This is a genomic window from Aquimarina agarivorans (assembly GCF_000218485.1).
In the GTDB taxonomy this organism is placed as follows: Bacteria; Bacteroidota; Bacteroidia; order Flavobacteriales; family Flavobacteriaceae; genus Aquimarina; species Aquimarina agarivorans.
On sequence record NZ_AFPB01000177.1, the window covers coordinates 70,145 to 94,841 of the forward strand.

Annotated in this window: 16 protein-coding genes and 1 pseudogene; 7 read left to right on the top strand and 10 right to left on the bottom strand. The window is 34.6% G+C overall.

The annotated features are described in order from the left end of the window. Window positions 1–4 precede the first annotated feature (4 nt). Together nusA and infB are read left to right on the top strand one after the other, a co-directional pair. Window positions 5–1,237, top strand: a complete 1,233-nt coding sequence (gene nusA / locus GMC_RS0116765; protein WP_010523244.1) for a transcription termination factor NusA — start codon at window positions 5–7, stop codon at window positions 1,235–1,237. 57 nt (window positions 1,238–1,294) lie between these two features. After that, window positions 1,295–4,138, top strand: coding sequence for a translation initiation factor IF-2 (gene infB, locus GMC_RS0116770; RefSeq protein WP_010523245.1), 2,844 nt, complete (start codon window positions 1,295–1,297; stop codon window positions 4,136–4,138). 352 nt (window positions 4,139–4,490) lie between these two features. Here infB and rpoN read toward each other — a convergent pair whose 3' ends face one another. From rpoN to pyrH, 6 genes and pseudogenes are all read right to left on the bottom strand, one after another. Continuing rightward, a complete protein-coding gene (gene rpoN / locus GMC_RS0116775; protein ID WP_010523246.1) occupies window positions 4,491–5,951 on the bottom strand; it encodes an RNA polymerase factor sigma-54 in 1,461 nt (486 codons plus the stop codon). A 164-nt stretch (window positions 5,952–6,115) separates the two neighbouring features. Continuing rightward, window positions 6,116–6,601 carry an LOG family protein gene (locus tag GMC_RS20205; RefSeq protein ID WP_010523247.1) on the bottom strand — a complete coding sequence of 162 codons (486 nt, stop codon included), beginning with the start codon at window positions 6,599–6,601 and terminating at the stop codon, window positions 6,116–6,118. A 25-nt stretch (window positions 6,602–6,626) separates the two neighbouring features. Then, a complete protein-coding gene (gene asnS, locus GMC_RS0116785; RefSeq protein ID WP_010523248.1) occupies window positions 6,627–8,069 on the bottom strand; it encodes an asparagine--tRNA ligase in 1,443 nt (480 codons plus the stop codon). Between the two features lie 254 nt (window positions 8,070–8,323). Further along, a pseudogene (locus tag GMC_RS23265) lies at window positions 8,324–10,669 on the bottom strand (efflux RND transporter permease subunit). A gap of 80 nt (window positions 10,670–10,749) precedes the next feature. After that, window positions 10,750–11,313: a ribosome recycling factor gene (gene frr / locus GMC_RS0116795; RefSeq protein ID WP_010523249.1), complete on the bottom strand. Its 564-nt coding sequence runs from the start codon at window positions 11,311–11,313 to the stop codon at window positions 10,750–10,752. A 78-nt stretch (window positions 11,314–11,391) separates the two neighbouring features. Next, entirely contained in the window at window positions 11,392–12,099 is a 708-nt protein-coding gene (gene pyrH / locus GMC_RS0116800; protein ID WP_010523250.1) for a UMP kinase, read from the bottom strand. 330 nt (window positions 12,100–12,429) lie between these two features. On the opposite strand from pyrH, the gene GMC_RS0116805 reads away from it, so the two are divergent. The 5 genes from GMC_RS0116805 (at window position 12,430) to GMC_RS0116825 (ending at window position 21,001) form a co-directional block, all read left to right on the top strand. Then, window positions 12,430–13,812, top strand: coding sequence for a family 16 glycosylhydrolase (locus GMC_RS0116805; RefSeq protein ID WP_010523251.1), 1,383 nt, complete (start codon window positions 12,430–12,432; stop codon window positions 13,810–13,812). Between the two features lie 129 nt (window positions 13,813–13,941). After that, window positions 13,942–15,303 (top strand): beta-agarase, encoded by a 1,362-nt coding sequence (locus GMC_RS0116810; protein ID WP_010523252.1) that lies wholly within the window; start codon window positions 13,942–13,944, stop codon window positions 15,301–15,303. A 232-nt stretch (window positions 15,304–15,535) separates the two neighbouring features. Next, the gene (locus GMC_RS20215) at window positions 15,536–17,326 is read left to right on the top strand and encodes a DUF1800 domain-containing protein (protein ID WP_010523253.1); all 1,791 of its coding nucleotides are present in this window, start codon (window positions 15,536–15,538) and stop codon (window positions 17,324–17,326) included. A gap of 5 nt (window positions 17,327–17,331) precedes the next feature. Next, window positions 17,332–18,753 (top strand): DUF1501 domain-containing protein, encoded by a 1,422-nt coding sequence (locus GMC_RS0116820; protein ID WP_010523254.1) that lies wholly within the window; start codon window positions 17,332–17,334, stop codon window positions 18,751–18,753. A 49-nt stretch (window positions 18,754–18,802) separates the two neighbouring features. Continuing rightward, window positions 18,803–21,001 (top strand): Ig-like domain-containing protein, encoded by a 2,199-nt coding sequence (locus GMC_RS0116825; protein WP_010523255.1) that lies wholly within the window; start codon window positions 18,803–18,805, stop codon window positions 20,999–21,001. 411 nt (window positions 21,002–21,412) lie between these two features. Here the strand turns inward: GMC_RS0116825 and tsf are convergent, their stop codons facing one another. The 4 genes from tsf to rplM all read right to left on the bottom strand — a co-directional run bounded on the left by tsf (window position 21,413) and on the right by rplM (window position 24,329). Beyond that, window positions 21,413–22,381: a translation elongation factor Ts gene (tsf, locus tag GMC_RS0116830; protein WP_010523256.1), complete on the bottom strand. Its 969-nt coding sequence runs from the start codon at window positions 22,379–22,381 to the stop codon at window positions 21,413–21,415. Window positions 22,382–22,537: 156 nt separating this feature from the next. Continuing rightward, the gene (gene rpsB / locus GMC_RS0116835) at window positions 22,538–23,320 is read right to left on the bottom strand and encodes a 30S ribosomal protein S2 (RefSeq protein WP_010523257.1); all 783 of its coding nucleotides are present in this window, start codon (window positions 23,318–23,320) and stop codon (window positions 22,538–22,540) included. Between the two features lie 167 nt (window positions 23,321–23,487). Then, window positions 23,488–23,874: a 30S ribosomal protein S9 gene (gene rpsI, locus GMC_RS0116840; RefSeq protein WP_010177124.1), complete on the bottom strand. Its 387-nt coding sequence runs from the start codon at window positions 23,872–23,874 to the stop codon at window positions 23,488–23,490. Continuing rightward, window positions 23,874–24,329, bottom strand: coding sequence for a 50S ribosomal protein L13 (gene rplM / locus GMC_RS0116845; RefSeq protein ID WP_010523258.1), 456 nt, complete (start codon window positions 24,327–24,329; stop codon window positions 23,874–23,876). Before rplM ends, rpsI begins: the two co-directional genes overlap by 1 nt. Between the last annotated feature and the right edge of the window lie 368 nt (window positions 24,330–24,697).

Here is a 24,697-nt window from a genome sequence, read left to right on the forward strand (position 1 = left end):
GAGTATGGAAAACATTGCGCTAATAGACTCGTTTTCGGAGTTTAAGGACGATAAGTCTATCGACCGAGTAACGTTAATGTCAATTCTGGAGGAAACTTTTAGAAGCGCCCTTAAGAAGAAATATGGGTCCGACGATAATTTTGATATCATTGTAAACCCAGATAAAGGTGATTTGGAAATTTGGCGTAACCGTATTGTAGTTGATGATGGAGAGGTTGAAGATGAAAATCAGGAGATTTCAATTTCTGAAGCACGTAAAATTGAACCAGACTTTGAAGTAGGTGAGGATGTTTCCGAAGAGGTGAAGCTGTTGGATTTAGGACGTCGTTCAATTTTGGCGTTACGTCAAAATTTGATTGCTAAAATTCATGAACATGATAATACCAATCTTTACAAGCAATTTAAAGAGTTGGAAGGCGAAATGTATACGGCGGAAGTTCATCATATTCGTCATAGAGCGGTAATCTTATTAGATGATGATGGGAATGAAGTAATTTTACCCAAAGAAAAACAAATACCATCGGATTTTTTCCGCAAAGGTGAAAATGTAAGGGGAGTAATTGAAAAAGTAGAGCTTAAAGGAAACAAGCCATCAATTATCATGTCAAGAACGGCACCTGCATTTTTAGAAAAATTATTTGAATCGGAAATACCAGAAGTTTTTGATGGATTGATAACTATTAAAAACGTAGTGCGTGCGCCAGGCGAAAAAGCAAAAGTAGCCGTAGATACTTACGATGATCGTATTGATCCCGTTGGGGCGTGTGTTGGTGTCAAAGGGTCACGTATTCATGGCATTGTTCGGGAATTAGGAAACGAAAATATTGATGTGATTAACTATACAAATAACGTACAGTTGTATATCACAAGAGCATTGAGTCCGGCAAAAGTGACTTCAGTTAAAATTAACGAAGAAGGAAAACGAGCTGAGGTAATGCTTAAGCCCGAAGAGGTGTCCAGAGCAATAGGACGTGGAGGGCATAATATCCGTTTGGCAGGAATGCTTACGGGTTATGAAATAGATGTGTTTAGAGAAGGTGTTGAAGAAGATGTAGAATTAACTGAATTCTCAGATGAAATAGATGCATGGATTATTGAAGAATTTTCAAAAATAGGTTTGGATACTGCTAAAAGTGTTCTGGAACAGGATGTGGCTGATCTTGTAAAAAGAACAGATTTAGAAGAAGAAACCGTAAATGAGGTAATGCGTATTTTAAAGTCGGAATTTGACGATTAAATAACAAAAAATACCTTATAATAGTAGTACATTAGATACAGAATAGAATAGGCATTTATGGCTGGAGTTAACAACATGAGATTAAACAAGGTTTTGCGCGAATTTAATATTTCGTTAGACAGGGCTGTGGACTTTTTAAGTACAAAAGGTCACGAAATTGAAGCGCGACCTACTACCAAAATTTCTGCGGAAATTTATCAGTTACTTACTGATGAATTTCAGGGGGATAAATCAAAAAAGGTGGCCTCTAAGGAAAAGGGAGAGGAAAAGCGTAAGGAAAAAGAGGCAATCCGTATTCAAATTGAAACGGAGCAGGAGGAAAGGCGTAAAAAAGCGCAATCCAACGAGGTTGTTAAAGCTAAAGCGAAACTTGATGGACCTAAGCAAGTAGGTAAAATTGAGTTAAATAAGCCGAAACAGGAAGTGCCAGCAAACACAAGTTCAAAGCCCGAACCTGTTGCGCCAAAAGAAGAGGCAGCTCCTGTTGTAAAAAAAGAAGAGGTGCCAGCTACTCCTCCAAAAGAGCCTGCAAAAAAAGCACCAGATACTCCTGAGGTTGTTTCGAATCGACCTAAAAAACAAGGGATAAAAATAACAGGACAGGCACCAATAGCTAATGAAAAGTCATCAAAGCCAAAGGTAAATAAAATTGATGAGGTTAAAGCAAAAGCAGCGCCTGTTGCTAAACAAACTCCACCAGCAGCAAAAGCACCTAAGCACGCTGAGGTGGGTGATGCTCCGTCAGAAAAGGTAAAAACACAGTATAAAAAACTTGATGGGCCTAACTTTACTGGTCAAAAAATTGATTTATCTCAATTTAAAAAGCCTGAAAAGAAGAAGGATGATAAAAATGCATCAAATGATGCTAACAAGCGTAAACGTAAACGGATAAGTAAAGGTCCAAACCAAAACCAAGGTGGCGGTGGAAACCGAGGAAATAACAGAGGTAAATTTCAACCCCGAGGGAAACGTGCTCCAATTGTAAAAGCAGAGCCTACCGAGGAAGAAGTGCAAAAACAAGTGCGTGAAACTCTTGAAAAACTTCAGGGGAAATCAGGTAAAGGTAAAGGTGCCAAATATCGTAGAGATAAGCGTGACCAACACCGTCAAAAAACTGAAGAAGATCAGGCGGCTCAAGCAGCTGAAAGTAAAGTAATTAAGGTTACTGAGTTTGTTACTGCAAGTGAGGTGGCTACCATGATGGATGTGAGTGTTACTCAAATTATTTCGGCCTGTATGTCCCTTGGTATGATGGTTACGATGAATCAGCGTTTAGATGCAGAAACTTTAACTATTGTTGCGGATGAATTTGGATATACAGTTGACTTTGTAACAGCTGATATTGAGCAAGCAATTGAAGAGGTTGTAGATGCACCTGAAGATTTAACGGAAAGAGCGCCAATAGTTACAGTGATGGGACATGTGGATCACGGTAAAACATCGCTTTTGGATTACATCCGAAAGGAAAATGTAATTGCAGGTGAAAGTGGAGGTATTACCCAACACATTGGAGCCTATGGCGTGCAATTAGAAAGTGGTCAAAAAATAGCCTTTTTAGATACTCCTGGTCACGAAGCCTTTACGGCAATGCGTGCACGTGGAGCGCAAGTTACGGATATTGCAATTATTGTGATTGCGGCGGATGATGATATCATGCCACAAACCAAGGAAGCGATTAGCCACGCACAAGCGGCTGGTGTTCCAATTATTTTTGCAATTAATAAGGTAGATAAGGAAACTGCAAATCCAGATAATATTAAAACAAAGCTAGCAGCCATGAATTTATTGGTTGAAGAATGGGGAGGTAAAATACAGTCTCATGATATTTCAGCTAAAACAGGTTTAGGTGTTAATGAATTGTTAGAAAAAGTATTACTTGAAGCTGAATTATTAGAGTTGAAAGCTAATCCTGATAGGACAGCTACGGGTACCGTTGTAGAGGCCTTTTTGGATAAAGGACGCGGATATGTATCTACAGTATTAGTACAGTCGGGAACGTTAAAAGTTGGAGATTATATCCTGGCAGGTAAAAATAGCGGTAAAGTTAAGGCAATGCAGGATGAACGCGGCAATCGTGTAGAGCAAGCAGGTCCTTCAACCCCAGTATCTGTGTTAGGATTAGATGGTGCACCGCAAGCAGGTGACAAGTTTAATGTAATGGATGATGAAAGAGAAGCAAAAGATATAGCATCCAAAAGAGCGCAATTACACCGTGAACAATCTGTACGTACACAACGTCATATTACACTAGATGAAATCGGACGTCGTATAGCATTAGGGGACTTTAAGGAGCTTAATATTATTCTTAAAGGTGATGTTGATGGATCTGTTGAGGCATTAACTGATTCGTTCCAAAAATTATCTACTGATGAAATTCATGTAAATATCATACATAAAGCGGTTGGAGCAATTACGGAAAGTGATGTATTACTAGCTTCAGCATCTGATGCCATTATTATTGGATTTAATGTGAGGCCTGCTGGTAATGCCAGGATGGTAGCAGATAAGGAAGAAATTGATATCAGAATGTACTCAATCATTTATGATGCAATCAATGACTTGAAAGATGCTATGGAAGGAATGCTTTCGCCAGAAATGAAGGAAGAAATTACGGGAACTGCAGAAATCCGCCAGACATTTAAGATTTCAAAAATTGGAACTATTGCTGGTTGTATGGTGCTTACAGGTAAAATCTTTAGAAATAATCAAATCCGCTTAATACGAGAAAGTGTAGTGATCTACACTGGAGAGTTGGCTGCTTTGAAACGTTTTAAAGATGATGTTAAAGAAGTTGCAAAAGGATATGATTGTGGTATGCAAATTAAAAACTATAATGATATTAAAGAAGGTGATATTATCGAAGCCTTCCAAGAGGTAGCAGTAAAAAAGAAGTTGAAGTAGTAAATTACTTACTTTATATTAAATAGCAAAAAAGCCGAAACTATATATTCATAGTTTCGGCTTTTTTTTATTAGCACAAGGAAGAAGCTTCTTTAATTATATCATTTCCTGTTTGAATTTACTTTAAAGAAAAATGATGGGTTTAGGAATTATACAAATCAGAAAAAATAAGCATAACATGTGTTACGGTTCTTTTTATGCTGATGTAGAATTTCTGAAGGCGCGTTTTAATTCGGTGAATCCATATAAGTAATAGTATTCATTATAGGCTTAGTAAAATAGTACCAACAAAACTAGTTACTTTAATCAATAGCCGCTACAATAAAACAACAAAAAGCTAGGTGTTTGAAAACTATATCTTTTTTCTTAAACGGGCCACTGGCATGTCCAACTGTTCTCGGTATTTGGCAACGGTTCTTCGTGCAATAGGATACCCTTTTTCTTTCAAAATCGCGGCTAATTTTTCGTCTGTTAAAGGTTTTCTTTTGTCTTCGTTTTCTATTGTAATTTCTAGAATTTTTTTGATTTCTCTTGTGGAAACTTCTTCTCCTTGATCGTTAGTCATGGACTCAGAAAAGAATTCTTTAATCAATTTTGTGCCATAAGGTGTGTCAACATATTTACTGTTTGCAACGCGCGAAATAGTACTGACATCCATTTCAATTTCATCGGCAATATCTTTTAAAATCATAGGTTTCAAATGACGTTCATCGCCAGATAAAAAATAATCTTTTTGATAGTGCATAATGGCACTCATGGTAATCATAAGTGTTTGTTGACGCTGTTTTACTGCTTCAATAAACCATTTTGCGGCATCTAACTTTTGCTTTATAAACTGAACAGCATCTTTTTGTGATTTTGTTTTCTTTTTAGTTTCCTTATACCCACGAAGCATATCATTATACGCACCAGAAACATGAAGTTCAGGAGCATTTCTTCCGTTTAAACTAAGTTCTAATTCACCTTCAACAATTCGAATGGTGAAATCAGGTACTACATGCTCCACAATTCTGGTGTTCCCAGCAAAACTACCGCCTGGTTTGGGGTTTAGATGCTCAATTTCTTCAATAGCATCCTTAAGTTGTTCTTCGGAAACGCTGTATTTTGAAAGTAACTTTTTATAATGTTTTTTGGTAAAATGCTCAAAAGAATGTTCAATAATCCGCTGCGCTAAAACCATAGTTGGATTCAACCCTTTACGCTGCAACTGAATGTGTAAACACTCCTGTAAATTTCGGGCACCCACTCCTGCAGGATCTAGTTGGTGGACTAGCATTAATACTTTTTCAACCTGAGTTTTATCGGTGTAGATGTTTTGCGTAAATGCTAAATCATCAGCAATATCATCTAATGAACGACGGATATAGCCACTTTCATCTATACTGCCAATTAAAAATACGGCAATTTGATAGTCATTTTCGCTTAAGCGGTACGTATTTAGTTGTGACTTTAAATGCTGATTAAACGAGGTGCCACTTGCATACGGTACAGATTTGTCATCATCATCAGCGCTATAATTATTGGCTTGTAAACGGTAATTCGGAATTTCATCATCACTTAAATACTCGTCGATATTAATTTCAATATCATTGGTATCATCATTAGCATATTCCTCCTCTTGATTTTCATTTGAAAATTCATCGTCAGGATTTTCAGTTTTTTCTTTACCAGTGTCTAGTGCTGGATTCTCTTCAATTTCTTGTTTTAAGCGTTGTTCAAAAGCTTGTGTGGGTAATTGTATCAGTTTCATTAACTGAATTTGTTGTGGCGAAAGCTTTTGTGATAATTTTAAATTGAACTGTTGCTTTAACATTTAAATTGATTTCTTACTAATAATTTATATATGTTTTAAAGATAATTTTTTATTTACTTATAAAAAATAGCGACCTTGCTTTTTTAATAATTAGTTTTAAATTTATGAATAAATACTATTTAATTTCTGCATATTGTGAAGTAACTCATCCACTGAATTACTAATTATGATATTATTTCGGCTTTTAAAAACTTTTTGTCAACCATAGTATTCATTAAACTAATCAATGAGTCGTAAAAGTCATTACTGTTTAATATACCAATCGGTTTGTTATGAAGACCAAGAGACGCCCAAGTGAGCATTTCAAATAATTCTTCCATAGTTCCAAAACCACCAGGCAACGTAATTATACCATCGGACAAGGTAGCCATTTTGGCTTTTCTTTCGTGCATGTTATCAACTAAAATAAGCTGATTAAGGTGTTGGTGAGCAATTTCTTTTGATTTTAGAAAATAGGGTAGTACTCCAGTTACGTTACCTTTTTGAGATAATGCTCCATCGGCAACTGCACCCATAAGGCCAATATTTGCACCTCCGTAAACTAGACCAATTCCTTTTAATGCTAAAGTTTGACCCAGCAAACTAGCTTGCTCCATAAAAATAGTGTCTGAGCCTTCACTTGAGCCACAAAAAACAGCGATTTTTTTCATTTACTTCAATAGGATAAGTGCTAAATTAAAATTCTGCATTCATTGGTGTTCTCGGATAAGGAATTACATCACGTACATTAGTCATTCCAGTTACAAAAAGAACCAAACGTTCAAACCCTAACCCAAAACCACTGTGGGTACAGCTACCATAGCGTCGGGTATCTAAATACCAGTACAACTCTTCTTGACTTACACCCAGTTCATCCATTTTTTCTTTCAAAACATCTAGGCGTTCTTCTCGCTGCGAACCGCCAACAATTTCACCAATGCCTGGGAAAAGAATATCCATAGCTCTTACGGTATTCCCATCTTCATTCAAACGCATATAAAACGCTTTAATTTTTGCAGGATAATTAAATAAGATGACTGGGCATTTAAAGTGTTTTTCAACCAAATAGCGTTCATGTTCACTTTGTAAATCAACCCCCCATTCATTTACAGGGAACTTGAACTTTTTCTTTTTATTTGGTTTGGAATCTTTAAGTATTTCTATAGCCTCACTATAACTTACTCGTTTAAAATTATTGTTTAAAATAAATTTAAGCTTTTCGCGAAGGGGCATTTCACTTCGTTGTTCCAAAGGTTTTTGTTTTTCTTCATCCAGTAAACGTTTTTCCAGAAAAGCTAAATCATCACCGCAGTTGTCCAACACGTATTTAATTACATACTTTATGAATTCTTCGGCAACATCCATATTTTGATCTAAATTACAGAATGCCATTTCGGGTTCAATCATCCAAAATTCAGCCAAATGCCTGGAAGTATTTGAATTTTCGGCTCTAAACGTAGGTCCAAATGTGTAAATATTACCAAGTCCCATAGCGTAGGTTTCCCCTTCTAACTGACCGGAAACCGTAAGGTTGGTTTCTTTGCCAAAAAAATCCTTTTTGTAATCTGTAGCTCCATCTTCGCCAACAGGCAAATCGTCCAAATTTAAATGGGTTACTTTAAAAGTTTCTCCAGCACCCTCAGCATCACTAGATGTAATTATTGGAGTGTGTACGTAAAAAAAGTCACGTTCCTGAAAATATTGATGTACCGCAAATGAAAGTTTGGATCGTACACGCATAATGGCACCAAAAGTATTGGTACGAATGCGTAAATGCGCTTGTTCCCGTAAAAGTTCCAGACTATGTTTTTTAGGAGATAGTATGGTTGTTTTTACCTCTTCGGGGTTGGCGTCACCTTCAATATCTATAGTGGTGGCAATTAATTCAACACGTTGCCCTCTGCCTTCACTCTCTTTAAGTACTCCTTTTATTGTTAGTGATGCGCCAGTGTGAATTCGGTTGCTAATTTCAGTATCAATTGTGTTATCTTCAATAACACATTGTAAATTATTTAGTGTTGAACCATCATTAAGAGCAATAAAGCGATTATTTCTGAATGAACGAACCCATCCGTTTACGCATATTTCTTGCAAAAGTTTTTCTTCTTTTAAAACAGCTGTTATTTTTAAATGCTTCATAATTAATTTGCTAGTAATCTAAAAAAGAGTATTTCCAAATTTGAATTACCAATTGGAATATTTAAATAAAAATACATAGATTACCTGAGGTAACCTTAAGTAAATAATGAATTATATAAGTATAGGTGTGCAATATTTATAATATAATGCCTAATTTTTTTTAGTTATCGTATGGCATTATTAGTTGCGTAAACTTAGTTACAAGTTGCTATTTAAAGCTTATAATTAATCGCTAAAAAAAATACAATGTCATGTTAAATTTTAGTATTAGTTTTTTTGCTATTTAAACCCAAAAGTAATGCTGGTAATAATACTAAATTACAAAGCATTGCAAATAGTAAGGTAGCTGAAATGAGTCCGCCTAAAGCCTTTGTGCCACCAAAACTCGAAATTAAAAATACGGCAAAGCCGAAAAATAAAACGGTAGAGGTGTAAAACATACTTACGCCAGTTTCGCGTATGGCGGAAAAGGTAGCTGCAGTTGCATTTCGGTTTGAAGTGAGTAATTCCTGTCGGTATTTGGCTAAAAAGTGAATCGTATCGTCCACTGAAATACCAAATGCAATACTAAAAACTAATATAGTTGACGGTTTTATGGGTACTCCAAAATAACCCATAAGTCCACCCGTAATGAGTAATGGTAATAAGTTTGGGATAAGTGAGATTAAAATCATACGAACGGATCCAAACATGTAGCCCATAATTAAAATAATTAGTACAATAGCTATTAAAAGCGATTGTACTAAATTATTTACCAAATAACCAGTTCCTTTTTGAAAAATGAGTGCCCTGCCAGTAAAAGATACGTTGTAATGATCCTTTGGGAAAATTTTTTCAATTACAGGGTGCAAGGTAGCTTCAATTTCTTCCATCTTTTCGGTGCCTACGTCCTTCATGTAAGTAGAAACACGCGCATATTGACCAGTTGAATCAACATAGGAGGAAAGCATACTCTTGTTTTCTTCAAGCGATTTAGCGTAGGGGAGCATAAAATTTCGTTCTTGCCTTGTCGGTAAAGAGTAAAACTTGGGGTCGCCGTTGTAAAAAGCTTGTTTTGCAAATTTTACAATATTAACAACGGATTTAGTAGGTGATAATTCTGGGAATTTTTCAATTTCAGTATTTAGTTTTTCAATACGTTTTAGTGTACTTAATTTAAGTACGCCCTTAGGTTTTTTTGTGTTGATAAGAATTTCTAGTGGCATAATTCCATCAAATTCATTTTCAAAAAATTTGATATCATGAAAAAATTGAAGCTCTTGAGACATTTCCTCCAACAAACTGCCTGAAACTTTGATTTTATTCATGCCCACAATGCTTAATATGAGTATGACGAGTGTAGTGAGATAGACATACTTTCTTTTGTAAGTGACAATGTTTACCATCCAATTGACAAAACCATCTACCCAGCGTTTTTCCAAGTGTTTTAAATGGCGGTCATTTGGCAACGACATAATACTATATAATAATGGAATTACTAAAATGCATAAAATGAATAGCCCCAATATGCAAATAGAGGATACCATTCCAAATTGAACCAGTAACTCGCTAGAGGTTAATATGAATGTAGCAAAACCAGCGGCTGTAGTAACATTAGTCATTAAAGTGGCATAGCCCACTTTACTAATCATTTGAATTAAAGCTTCGTTTTTATTGACCTCTTTTTTAATTTCTTGTTGGTATTTATTAATTAAAAAATACAATTTGGAATTCCAATGACAATGACTAAAGGAGGAATAATAGCGGTTAACACGGTAATTTGAAAGTGAAATAGCCCAATAAAACCAAAAGCCCAAATTACACCAATAACTACAGTAATAACGGAAATTAAAGTGGCTCTTGCGGATCTAAAAAAGAAAAAGAAGAGTAGGGAGGTGACTAGTAATGCGGCTCCCAAGAATAGCTTCATTTCTTCAAAAATATTCTGAGAATTCATGGTACGTATGTAGGGCATACCAGAAATTTTCAAATCAATATTATTATCTTTTTCAAATTGCTCTAATACAGGATTAAGTTTTTTTAGTATAAAATCTCTTCGTGTTCTGGTATTTACAATATCTTGTTTGATGTATAGCGCAGATTGTATGGTTTTTTTTTGAGCTGCTGTAAATTAAACCTTCGTAAAAAGGCAGCTCATTAAAAAGTTTTTGTCTGTATTTGGCAATGTCGGCTTCGGTAAAAACCTTAGTATTTGAAACGGGCGTTAATGTAAATGATTTGGGATCTTCCGTTTTTGTAAGTTCTTTAATTTCCGAAAAGGAAACAACAAAATCAACTTCATCATACGTTTGTAGTTTTTCGTTAAGTTTTACCCAGCTATTGAATTTATTTTTTTCAAAAATGGTGGAATCTTTCACTGCCATTACAATAACCACACCTTCTTCGCCAAATTTTTCAAAGAATTTATTGTATTCAATATTTACTGGATGGTCATCGGGTAATAAATTTGTTTCGGTAAACGAAAATTGAATATTTCCCCATTGACTTATTAATCCAATAGTGGCAAAAATAATGATGAGTGCCACAATAATTCGGTTATTTAAAATGGCTTTAGCAAGACCATTCCAAAAATAATTTATGTTTTTTTTTAAAGCACTCATTTAATTTTTTTGGGGTATTTAAAATAATATAAAAAAGCAACGGATTAGTCCGTTGCTTTTTTGATAATGATTACGGGGAATTAAACCGTCATTATTTCTTTTTCCTTTAAGGAAAGTAAATCGTCAATTTTACTGATATGACTATTAGTAAGCTCCTGAACATCTACTTCAGCATTTTTAGCAACATCTTCGGAGAGGCCGTCTTTTTCCAATTTTTTTATTTCGTTGTTCGCACTTTTTCGATCATTTCGAACGCCGACTTTAGCATCTTCCGCTTCCGCTTTTGCTTGCTTTACTAATTCGCGCCTTCTTTCTTCCGTAAGGGGAGGAACGCTAATGATAACACTTTCGCCATTATTCATGGGGTTAAATCCCAAATTAGCCATCATGATTCCTTTTTCAATTTCTTGAATCATTGATTTTTCATAAGGCTGAATGGTGATAGTTCGCGCATCAGGCGTATTTACGTTTCCTACTTGTGATAAAGGGGTTTGCGATCCGTAATAATCTACAGTTACACTACCTAGCATGGCAGGGGATGCCTTTCCGGCTCTAATATTTGAAAACTGTTTTTCCAAATGCTTTAATGCATTGCCCATGGATTCTTTGGTACTGTCTAATATAAAATTTATTTCTTCAGTCATTTTACAATCAGATTATTATATGTTTTATTTGTGATTGAGTTGAATAAGTCAAATCACAAATGTCATTTGTTTTTACGATTATACGTTTACTGTAGTTCCAACATTTTCTCCAGAAATTAATTTTAATAAATTTCCTTTTGTATTCATGTCAAATACAATAATTGGCAATTCATTTTCCTGACTTAAAGTAAAAGCAGTGGTATCCATTACTTTCAGTCCTTTTTTTAGCACCTCTTCAAAACTAATAGTATCATATTTGGTAGCTGATTTATCTTTTTCAGGATCAGCGGTATAAATACCATCTACACGGGTGCCTTTTAGTATGACATCAGCTTTAATTTCAATAGCGCGTAAAACGGCAGCTGAATCTGTTGTAAAGTAAGGATTACCTGTGCCTCCACCAAAAATTACTACACGTCCTTTTTCAAGGTGACGCATGGCTCTTCGTCTTATAAAAGGTTCGGCTACTTCATTTATTTCAATAGCTGATTGTAGACGGGTATCAACGCCTTCGTCTTCCAAAGCACCTTGTAAAGCAAGCCCATTAATAACGGTAGCAAGCATTCCCATATGATCACCTTGTACGCGATCCATGCCTTTGCTAGCACCAGCAACACCTCTAAAAATATTACCACCACCAATTACTATGGCAACTTGAACACCTTTATCAGTAATTTCTTTGACTTGTTTAGCGTATTCTGCCAATCGGGCGGGATCAATACCGTATTGTAAATTTCCCATTAGCGCTTCACCCGAAAGTTTTAGTAGTATTCTTTTATATTTCATGCTGTATTTTAGAAAGGTTGTACAAATATAAACATATTCTCTATTTGATATGGGTGAATTTTTGGGTCTAATTTTTAATTTTTTGGAAAGCCTTTTTGGGTCCAATATCGTTAGAGTGTTTTTTTGTGTTTTGTGTTTATTTAGTGCTTTGTTAAATATTATATTTGCTTCTTTATTTAAGGTATATCATTGATAAGTCGGATACATTAAATTGGCCTACACAAAAATGTATTTTTGTTAAGTGCAAAAGTTTTACCTTAATAGGGAGACAGTTTTGATAAAATGAAATTTTAAGTTTAATTTTCTATAAAAAAGACAAAAAAGAGTTTAATGAGATCATTTGTAAAGAAAAGTGTATTAGCAATTTGGGGATCTTTTTTTGTTTTCAACTTTAGTTATGCCAATACTGAAGATGGAAAAAAGAAAAAAACAGAAAGTAAAACAAAAGCAAGTGTAAGTTTATTAATTGTTGGAGGCTCTCCAATTACTAATGATTTTACTAAAGGAGGTTTTAAGATCACTTCATATTTAGGGGTGCCGCCTTTTAAAGGAACATGGGAGGTAATAGATGATTTGACTGATGAGTTTAATTACACGGGTAAGAATGCTGAGTTTTATAAAAAATGGAATGATACTTATTTTAATGAATGGTTGGGTCCTGGTTTAACAGAATGGAATCCTCAAAATACGAATGTTATAGGAGGTAATTTGGAGCTAAAGGCTTCAAGAAAAACAGATACAGATAAAGTGTATTGCGGAGTAATTTCTTCTAAAAAGCAAATTAAATACCCTATTTATTCAGAAGTAAAAGCTAAAGTTGCGAATCAAGTATTGTCTTCTAATTTTTGGTTTTTAAGTCCTGATGATAAAAGAGAAATTGATGTATTAGAGATTTATGGTAGTGATAGAGAGGATCATAAATGGTTTGCCGCTCGACCTTCGACTAATTATCATGTTTTTGTAAGAGATAATGGAAATCATATTCTTGAAGATTTGAATGATCAAAACCATCATACGTTACCAAATGATGAGCCTTATCGCGAAGGTTGGCATCGTTTTGGAGCTCATTGGATAGATCCTTTTACCGTCGATTTTTATTATGATGGAAAAGTGGTACGAAAATTGAGAAAGGAAAAAGTAAATGACCCTGAGGGTTTAGGAATGGATAGAGATTCATTTTTGATTATAGATCTCGAAGACCATGATTGGCGATCAAATCAAGGTTTTTTTCCAACGGATGAGGAGTTAAGCAATCCTGCTAAAAATAAATATTTAGTAGATTATGTTAGAACTTACAGACCAACTCGTAGTTTTAGATCACAAGGCGGTTTGATTCAAAATGGTTCTTTTGATGAACCCGATTTAAACCAATGGTATTGGAATAAAAAAGTGAAAATAAGTGCTGATTTGAATGATAATGGAGGTGAAGTTTTTTCAGTCAATTTAGCTGGCACAGGGGCTAAAATTATTCAAGAAGTTGAAGTTGAAAAAAATACATTATATAAACTTTCATACAAGGTAAAAGGAGCAGGAGGAAAAGCTTTAGTTGGGGTTTATACTATTGATGAAGAAAAGGTAGAATCTAACGAAGGGTGGACGTATGAAACCCTTTCGTTTAATTCTGAGAATAATAAAGTAATTTACGTTACAGCTGAAAATATAAGTAAAACAAATATTTTAATTGATTCATTTAAACTAAAAAAAATCAAATAATTATTCTTTTAGTAAATTTTTGAAAATTAAAGTAATTTTTGAATGGAGTTAAAGGTAATTATTCAGCAATGTAAAGTGAGTTATGGGCTCTATTCGTAATTCGTATAGAGTGGTTTAAACATATAAATTATGAATAAAAAAGTATTATCAATTTTTGGATGTTTGTCTTTATTAACAAGTTGCGTGTTGGCGCAGGTCAACAAGTCCAAGGGTAAAGATATTGGAAAAACCTATGAAACAACCCGAAGTGGAGCTGCGTCGCCTATAACAGGGGCCTATAAAAATGGAAATTGCGTATTGCCCAACTCGGTAGGGAATCCTCCAGTGACTTTGGATTGGGAAGTTGTGCCCACGCATTCGGATGAATTTAATTATTCAGGTAAGGGGGCGCAATTTAAAAAAAAATGGAAAGATACTTACTTTAATGCATGGACAGGTCCTGGATTAACCTACTGGGAGGCAAAAAATACGAATGTAAAAAATGGAAATTTAAAGGTAATGGCTTCCCGAAAGTCAGGAACCAATAAAGTAAATTGTGGTGTAATTACTTCCAAAAAACAAATAAAATATCCTATTTATTCTGAGGTTAGAGCTAAAGTGGCTAATCATGTACTTTCATCTAATTTTTGGTTTCTAAGTCCCGATGATAAAAGGGAAATTGATGTATTAGAAATTTATGGTAGTGATCGAGACGATCATAGATGGTTTGCCGCTAGACCATCAACAAATTACCATGTATTTGTACGCGAGGAAGAAGGAAACGCGATTATTGAGGATTTGAATAAACAACACCACCATACGCTTCCTAATGAAAAACCGTGGCGCGAAGATTGGCACCGATTTGGAGCATATTGGAAAGATCCTTTTACGATTGATTTTTATTACGATGGGAAAATCGTTCATGAGTTGCGTAAAGAAGGGATAAATGACCCAGAAGGCTTAGGTATGGATCGTGATTCATACATGATAATTGATTTAGAGGATCATGATTGGAGATCAAATGCAGGTAATGTTGCAACTGATCGTGAATTGGCAGATTCATCCAGAGATTATTTGGTGGACTACGTAAGAACGTATAGGCCTATTGCAGCACAAGAAGATTCGGGCTTACTTAAAAATGGTTCGTTTAACGATCCCACATTAACGAATTGGTACTGGACCAAAGGTGCTACTATTAGTGCAAATATTGAAGAAAATGAAGGAGATGTCTACGCATTAAAATTAGAAAATGAAGCCACGGTAATACAAAAAATTAGTGTGACACCAAGTAAAACTTATGAGTTAAGTTGGAAAATTGGAGGAGAAAATGGCGCTGGTGTTATGGTTGAAATTTATAACTATCCAATAGGGAAAAAAGTGGTTTCAAACGGAGAAATGACCTATAGTAAACTAAAGTTTCATAGCGGGAAAAAAGAATTCATTTACGTTATTGTAAAAGGGATAAACAATTCAGGTGTAATAGTTGATGATTTTGAACTAATTGAAAAATAAATTAACAGTATAAATTATTAATATAAATAATTATAAATCAATAATAACCGTCTATTTTGTAGGCGGTTTTTTTGTGTCGTTTTTCTGGTAAATCAATCGATTCAACCGCTATTTTGATAAATGTGATATCCAAATGTGGGATTATACTCTTTTTAACAATATTTAACAGTTATTTCGCAATTTTAAGGTGTTTTCACATGTTATTTAAAGCATAATTTTATAGAATTCAGCAATGAGATTGTTTATTACATTTTTAATAACCTTATTTACAGGACTTACGGGATTCGCTCAATTATATGACGATTTTTATGGCGCAGGTCACAACAAAGGGATCATTATTTCAAGCTCAGGAAATGACGAAGCATCTCCTGAAAATGATGCTGAAAATACCGTGTCAGGTATTTTGGATAAGCTAACATTAAAAGAATCAGCTCGGTTTTTGGCACAAGCATCACTTGGTATTGTTTATGAAGATGTTTTGGCTGTGCAAGAAAAAACACCAGAAGAATGGATTGACGATCAAATTAAAATTCCATACATCACCATGTCGGAACGCTATGTCGATATCGCTAATGACGTTGATGAATTGCAAGAGGATAAGCGTTTTTTTGGAAATATAACTGATTTTACATTTTACGAAATGACATTCAAACAAAACGACTTGTTAAGGCAGCGTATGGCTTTTGCATGGAGTCAAATATTTGTGGTGAATGTTATGCAAAATTCTTTTAACAGAACCCGGAGCAAAGCGGTGTACTATGATCTATTGTATGAAGGTGCTTTTGGTAATTTCAGAGATATGCTTTTTAATGTAACCATGAGCATGGCTATGGGTACTTATTTGAGTCATTTTACAAATAGAAAATTTAATCCTAGAACCGGCGCATTACCTGATGAAAATTATGCAAGGGAGATTATGCAACTTTTTACCATTGGGGTGAATGAATTGAATATTGATGGAACGCCAAAATTAGATGGTGTGGGGAAGCCAATTCCTACATATGATATTGATGATGTGGCAGAGCTAGCAAAGGTATTTACAGGGTTGTCATGTTCAAAGAAATTGTCAGGAGCTAATAATGATAATTTTAATATAAGTTTCCCTTTTAGAAACTGGGCAGCCCCAATGAAAATGTTTGATGAGTTTCATTCTGAGGGTGAAAAAAAGTTTATAGGAAAAACAATTCCAGCAGGGCAAACAGGAATGCAAGATATTAACCAAGCACTTGACTTTTTATTCAATCATCCAAATGTAGGTCCTTTTATAGCTATTAGATTAATTCAGCATCTTGTTAAATCAAATCCGTCAAAACCTTATGTCGCCAGAGTAGCACGTGTGTTTAATAATAATGGAAAAGGAGTACGAGGCGATTTGGAAGCAGTTACAAAAGCAGTATTATTAGATCCTGAAGCAAGAGAGTGTGCTTACATTAACACACCAACCAATGGGAAATTAGTACAACCACTTGAGCGATTTATATCACTTTTTAAAGCTTTTAAAGTAAGTACACCATCAGGGAAATTTTATTTAGATGATGGAAGAGAATATTCTGGAGCTTTTTTACAAGGATTTAATGACTCTCCATCTGTCTTTAACTTCTTTCAATTTGATTATGCTGAAGAAATGAGTGTAGGACCTAAAAATTTAGTTTCGCCTGAATTTCAAATTTTAAATACCGTTACTTCAATAACGTATATTAATACTATAGAGCATGCCTTAAAGGTTAGGCCGTTTAATAATTATACAGGAGCAGCTAAATTTATAAAACCAAATAATCGCGATAAGCCAATACTTGATTTTTCGGAGGAAATAGCTCTTTATAATTCTTCTGGTATTGATGAGCTTTTGGATCGTTTAGATATATTATTGTGCCGAGGGCAACTAACACCAGAACTGAGAGAAATAATAAAAACAACTATTACAGAAAACGAAACCAACATTAGCAGGTATTCAGATGTAGATGCGGTGCATGACTGCATTTATTACATTATGATATCTCCTGATTATATGATTCAATTATAACATTTATGACACAAAAAAAACATTCGAGAAGAACTTTTATCGAAAGCCTAGGTTTAGGTTGTGCTCATTTGGGTGCTACAACATTATTATCAGGAGTTACTAACTTAGGTCTAATGGGTTCTGCAGCAGCAGCAAATAGATCATTATTTGCTAAAACAAGTATGATGGATTACAAGGCGCTGGTTTGTGTATATTTGGCTGGAGGTAACGATAGTTTTAATATGCTAGTGCCTACGGATAACGATCCTTACAAGGAGTATCAAGATGCTAGAACAAATATGGCTATACCAAAAGCTGATTTATTGGGTATTAACCCTAATAATACTGATGGTAAAAAGTTTGGACTACATCCTCAATTAAAAAATATCCAACGCCTTTTTGAAAATGGAAATGCGGCTTTTGTAGCCAATTGCGGGGTGTTGCAAGAACCAACTGATCTTGATAATTTTAAAAGAAAAATAAAGTTGCCTATTGGCTTATTTTCGCATTCGCATCAGGCAGATCGTTGGCAAACATCATTGCCAAGAGAGATTAATCAAAGTGTAGGTTGGGGCGGAAGAATGGCTGATGTGTTGCAACAAAACAACAGTAATCAAAATTTGTCCATGAGTATTTCTTTAAGCGGTACAAATACTTTTCAAAGGGGAAATAGGGTGCAATCCTATGCTATTAAAAATACTCAAAACGGAAGTACACTTATAAAAGGGGCAACTAATGATAATTTTTACGAAAAATTAAAAAGAGCTTCTTTGGACGATATTTTGGAGGTAAAACACCAAAATATTTTAAAGCAAGCTTATTCAGACGTGGTGTCAGGATCCAAAAATAATTCTTTTGAATTTGATGCGGCATTGGTAAAAGGAACAACAATAACCACTGAATTTCCAGATAGTAGATTGGGACGAAATTTACAAATGGTGGCAAGGACTATTGCAGCTAGGGATATTTTAAGTGTTCGTAATCAAACTTTTTTTGTGTCAGAAAGAGGATTTGATAGTCATGCTGATAATTTAGAAAGTCATGGATCAAAAATGGGAGATGTCGATGAAGCTGTAGGCGCTTTTTATAAAGCGTTGGAAGAAATTGGCGTTGCAAACGGTGTGACTCTATATACAATGTCAGATTTTGGACGAAAATTGGTGCCTAACGGAGATGGTACTGATCACGCTTGGGGTGGAAACTCATTAGTAGTTGGTGGCAGTGTTAAAGGGAAAAATATTTTTGGACAATATCCGGAATTATATGTTGGTAATCCTTTAGATACGGGTGGAGGAAGGTTAATTCCAACGACATCTGCTGATGAGTATTTTGCTGAATTAGCACTTTGGTTTGGGGCTTCTTCTTCTGACTTGGAATACATTTTGCCAAATATTGGAAATTTCTGGGACTATAGATCTGGTGGATCACCACTTGGCTTTTTATCCTGATCATTTACAGTACAGTCGAAATCGACACTCAATATTAAAAAAATAATTGATGAGAAGAAAAATAATATATTCATTATTACTGATTTGGGGATGTTTCTTAGGTGCTTCAAATGCGCTTAACGCCCAAGACTGTAATGATGGCGGTAATTACTGGAAGGAAAGTTGGAAATCCTGCAGAATGACAACTAATCCTAATCCTGATCGAGAAGATTCTTATTGGATACTTTATGAATTTGAAGAACCTATTGGGATAGAAAACATCCATATTTGGAATGCAAATAGAAACGGCGAAAGTACTCAAGGGGCAAAAGAAGTTTTTATTGATATTTCTAAGGACGGTACTATATGGAAGCAAGTAAATGAAGATCCTTTTGAATGGCCTAAAGCTGATGAGTCATCAGAATACGAAGGGTTTGAAGGCCCTGATTTAACGAAATTTGGCTTTGTAAAAAAGGTGTTATTTACAATAAAAAGTAACCATGGAGGGGACTGTGTTTCTATTGCAGAAATTAAGTTTAATGTTGATTTGGATGCCTGCGAGGGTGTTGTCGATGAATGTGATGTATGTGATGGTCCAGGAAAATTGACTTTCTATCTTGATGCTGATGGCGATGGAAAGGGTAATAAAAATACATTCGTTCAAGTTTGTGAAGCTGCACCAAGTGGTTATGTCTCAAATAATGATGATGATTGCGATACTGGTGGTTGGGATCAAGTTGGTGAAATTTTAGCCACAAATAATTGTACTGGATGTCATAATGAAACTGGTGCTGGTGGCTTAAACTTAAAAACGTATCAAGGTTTTTTATCAGGGGGTAATAAATGTGGGAATCAAATATTATCAGGTAAAACACTTGCTAATATTATAAATACTTCAAATTATGATGGCTGTGGCGAAACTATACAAGGCCTTAGCATGAATGAACGCGTGGGTGGCGCAATTGATGATTTTGAAATGGCGGTAATTCAAGCTTGGATTGATGCAGGCGCGCCCGAAAATGACGATTGTAATATTACGAATACAACGGTTATTAATTTCACCAATTTAACAGATGGTGATGAGTTTGATGAAGGAGTCGATATTCAGGTTGATGCAACTATTTTAGATACAGATGGAATTGCTACGGCGGAATTGTTTTTGAATGACTTTTTGTTAGGTGTAGATGAATTTCCTTATCAATGGGGAACTTCTGAAAATGAAGCGCCTTTACTAAATAACATGCTAGCTGGATCATATACCTTAAAAATAGTGGCCACTGACAACAGAGGAAATATTGCAGAGGAAGCTATAACAATTGTGGTAAATGAGCCAGTAATAGTTGATAGTGAAACTAATATTGTGTTTGATACCATAACTGATGGACAAGAATTTGATTTTGGAGTAAGCTTGGAAGTTGGGGTAACTGTGCAAGATGATAATGGGCTTGAAAGCGTTTCATTATTTTTAAATGATGTGTTACTTGGTAAAGATGATTTTCCATACCTATGGGGAGGTGCGGATCGTAATGATCTTCCACTTCAAAATATGCAAGCTGGTAATTATGAGTTAAAAGTAGTTAGCCTTGATGCCTTAGGGTACACTAGTGAAAAGTCTATTTCTATTGTGGTGAAAATTGCTGAAACCCCTATAGTGGAGGATCCGGTTGAAGAAGAACCAGTGGAAGAAGAAGTGCCTGTGGAAGATGAGGTAACTACAATAACTTTTTTGAATTTAACGGATGGGGATACTTTTGATTTTGAAACCAATTTACAAGTAGCTACTGAAGTAACTGATGTTGATGGACTATCCAGTGTTGATTTGTATTTGAATGATCAATTAATACGTCAATTAACTGCAACACCTTTTGAGTGGGGAGCGGAAGAAGGGATTGATCCGTTGCTGGATAATTTAGAGTCGGGCACATACGTTTTAAAAATTGTAGCTACAGATGTAAACGAGGTAGTAACAGAAAAGTCAATTTCAATAACAGTTAATGAAAAAGAGGAAGCAATTACTCGTATACCAGTCATCGATTTGGCTATAGATCCAAATCCCGTTGGTGATTCTTTTTCATTACTAAAAATAAATGAAGTAAGTGTGAATCAAATTTCGATATATAATATTGATGGCAGATTAATGCTATTGCTTGATAAAGAAGAGGAAATGCAAAAAGCAATCAATGTCGCTCAAATGGAGTCGGGATTATATATTTTAATAGCAACAACAATAAATAATAATGTTATTGTAAAGAAATTTGTTAAGAAATAATACGTTTACTGGCATGAATTCAGTACGGATAAATTAATTTCTATTTTGTTGTTGGCCAAGGGGCAAAACAATAAAGTTAGTATGTTTTTTTAACGTGGAGAATGCTAGAAATAAAAACCATATTATAAGCTAAATTTTTGGCTGAATATTGTAAAATACCAGTTCTGATTTTAAATTAATCAAATAAAAATTAAGTTTTTTTATTTTTGAAAGAAAGAAATCTTAAAATGTAGCCTTAGCTACAGTGGAGTTTTGTTTTAAGGTGTAAAGCGAAAAAAGAAGAACTATTTTAAATGAGAAATTTAACTCCAGAAAAGGTATAATCTCAATTGGAAGTCTGACAGACAGATATAAAAAAATCCACTCAGGTTGAGTGGATTTTTTATGTCAATAAAATCAATTTAAAATTGACTATACTAAAGATATTCTTTTAAAACTTACTACTTCAACATCTCCTTTTGTAGAAACATATTCAGCAACATTTTTAGATTCATCCATAATAAAACGTTGATCTAAAAGACATTTTTCGTGATCTAAAGTCGTGTTATCTGAAATAAAACGCTCTAATTTACCAGGTAAAATACGATCCCATATTTTTTCCGGCTTACCTTCTGCTTTCAATTCCTCTTTAATAGTTTCTTCAGCTTTAGCTAAAATTTCATCATTTAATTGAGAGCGAGAGATAAATAAAGGTACATTTTTAAGAGTTTTCCCTAAACGACCTAGTTCAATATTATCTTTTTCAATAGCAGCAATACGAGCTTCAGTTTCAGAGGCAACGTATTCAGGGTCAAAATCTTTGTAAGATAAAGTAGTTGCACCCATAGATGCTACTTGCATTGATATACTTTTAGCTAATTCGGCAGCTCCTTCAATAGGAGTGGACAAACCTACTAAAGCACCAATTTTATTTCCATGGATGTATGATCCAACAAAAGGAGCTTCTAATATTTCGTAACCACCTATTTCAATTTTTTCACCAATAACACCTGTCTGTTCAATTAGTTTTTCCTGAACTGTTATACCTGTGTCATATTCTGCAGCCAAAAAAGATTCTTTTGTGTCATGGGCTAAGGCAACGTCAGCCATTTTATTAGCCATAGTTACGTAAGTGTCATTTTTTGCAACGAAATCAGTTTCGCAGTTCAAAGAAAGTACAACGCCTCTTGTCGATTCAGCGTTAATTTTAGAAACCACTGCTCCTTCGCTAGAATCTCTATCCGCTCTTTTTTCAGCGATTTTTTGCCCTTTTTTACGTAAAATGTCAATTGCTTTATCAAAATCGCCTTCAGCTTCAACTAAGGCTTTTTTACAATCCATCATACCTGCTCCGGTAGTTTTTCTTAACTTACCTACATCAGCAGCACTTATTTTAGACATAACTATTGTATTTTAAATTATGAGTTTAAATTTAAACAAATAAGTCGTTTAGTGAATTCGACGAAACCTTCTAAACGACTTATTTTAGTAATGTTAACCTAAAGTTAACCTGAAACATGAAAGTTTCAATTTTGTAAAAACAGTCTTTGGACTGAATTATTCAGCTTTTGCTTCTTCTGTTGATGGTGCTTCAGCAGCGGGTGCTGGAGCAGCAGCTTTTGCATCGGCAGCTTTATTTTCTTTAGCAGCTTTACGCTCACTCAAACCTTCAATAATGGCATCACTTACGTATCCCATTACTTTGTCAATAGATTTAGAAGCATCATCATTTGCAGGAATAATATAATCAACCTGACGTGGGTCAGAGTTGGTATCTACCATTGCAAAAATTGGAATGTTTAATTTTTGAGCTTCTTTTACCGCAATGTGCTCTCTTGTTATGTCAACAATAAAAAGCGCACCTGGTAAACGTGTCATATCAACAATTGATCCTAAGTTTTTTTCCAACTTAGCACGTAAACGGTCAACTTGTAAGCGTTCTTTTTTAGAAAGTGTGTTAAATGTGCCATCCTTCTTCATTCTATCAATAGTAGCCATTTTTTTAATAGCTTTACGGATAGTAACAAAGTTAGTAAGCATTCCACCAGGCCATCTTTCAGTAATGTACGGCTGGTTAGCTTTGGCAGCTTTTTCAGCTACTATTTCTTTTGCTTGCTTTTTTGTAGCAACAAAAAGGATTTTTCTACCTGAAGCAGCAATTTTTTTTAAAGCTTCAGAAGCTTCGTCAATTTTTGCGGCTGTTTTGTATAAATTTATAATGTGAATCCCATTGCGCTCCATATAAATATATGGTGCCATGTTTGGATCCCATCTTCTAGTCAAATGTCCAAAATGAACACCTGCGTCTAGTAATTCTTTTACTTCAATGTTGTTTGCCATTTTTGTAATAGTTTACGTTCCGTTTACTTTAAATTAGCAACACCAAATTTTTGATGTTTAGATGCTAAACCAAATCTTGTTTTCTCTTGAAAGAGTGTAACAAGTAACGACAACATGTTTTTAAATTTTTTAATACTTCCAATCGAAATAGTAAAAACACCAAGTGTTTAACGTTTCGAGAATTGGAATTTTTTTCGAGCTTTCTTTTGACCGAATTTTTTACGTTCAACCATACGAGGATCTCTAGTTAATAAACCTTCTGGTTTAAGCACTAATCTGTGTTCAGCATCAATTTCGCATAACGCTCTTGAAATTGCCAAACGGATCGCTTCAGCTTGTCCAGTGATACCACCACCGTATACATTTACTTTTACATCGTATTTATCTTCATTTTCAGTTAAAATGAAAGGCTGTTTTACTTTGTACTGTAGTGTTGCTGTAGTTAAGTAATCACTTAAATCTTTCTTATTTACGGTTACTTTACCTGATCCTTCAGATAAATATACGCGGGCAACAGAGGTCTTTCTACGACCAATTTTGTGAATAACTTCCATTACTTAAATTCGTTTAAGTTAATAGTTTTAGGCTGTTGCGCTTCATATTTATGACTAGCACCGTTAACCACTTTTAAATTTCTGAAAAGTTCAGCACCTAATTTGTTTTTAGGTAACATTCCTTTTACTGCTTTTTCAACAAGGCGTTCAGGTCCTTTGCCGAATAATTCTTGAGCCGTTAAGCTTCTTTGTCCACCTGGATACCCTGTGTGACGGATGTAAGATTTCTCACTCCATTTGTTACCCGTAAGCTGAATTTTTTCTGCATTAATAACTATTACGTTATCTCCACAGTCAGCATGCGGTGTAAAACAAGGCTTGTGTTTTCCTCTTAATAGCTTAGCTACTTTTGAAGACAGGCGACCTAAAGTTTGTCCTTCAGCGTCTACCAATAACCACGTTTTGTTAGCGGTTGCTTTGTTGGCAGATACTGTTTTGTAACTTAATGTGTCCACACTAATTAATTTTACTGATTATTAAACATTCCATTTTCCTGTATAAAACAGGGGTGCAAATGTATAACTATATTTTCAGATAGCAAAGCTAGTTTTGTATTTTGGTTAATTATTATTTGTGATCATTTGATAAACTATTAAATAAATGGGTTTATACTTTGATTAAAATCATTTTTTGATTGAATTCTACGATTAGTAAAAATAACAAAAGCGAGTATAACTTTTTTAATTCAAACTAAATTAGTCAACATTAAATAATTTTGATGTTTTGTTTCTAATATCAAATTTTCAGACAAGAGGTTTTGTTTGATAATTGTTTTAAGTGATAATCCTTGGTTAGGGATACATATATATCTTTTTTATTACTA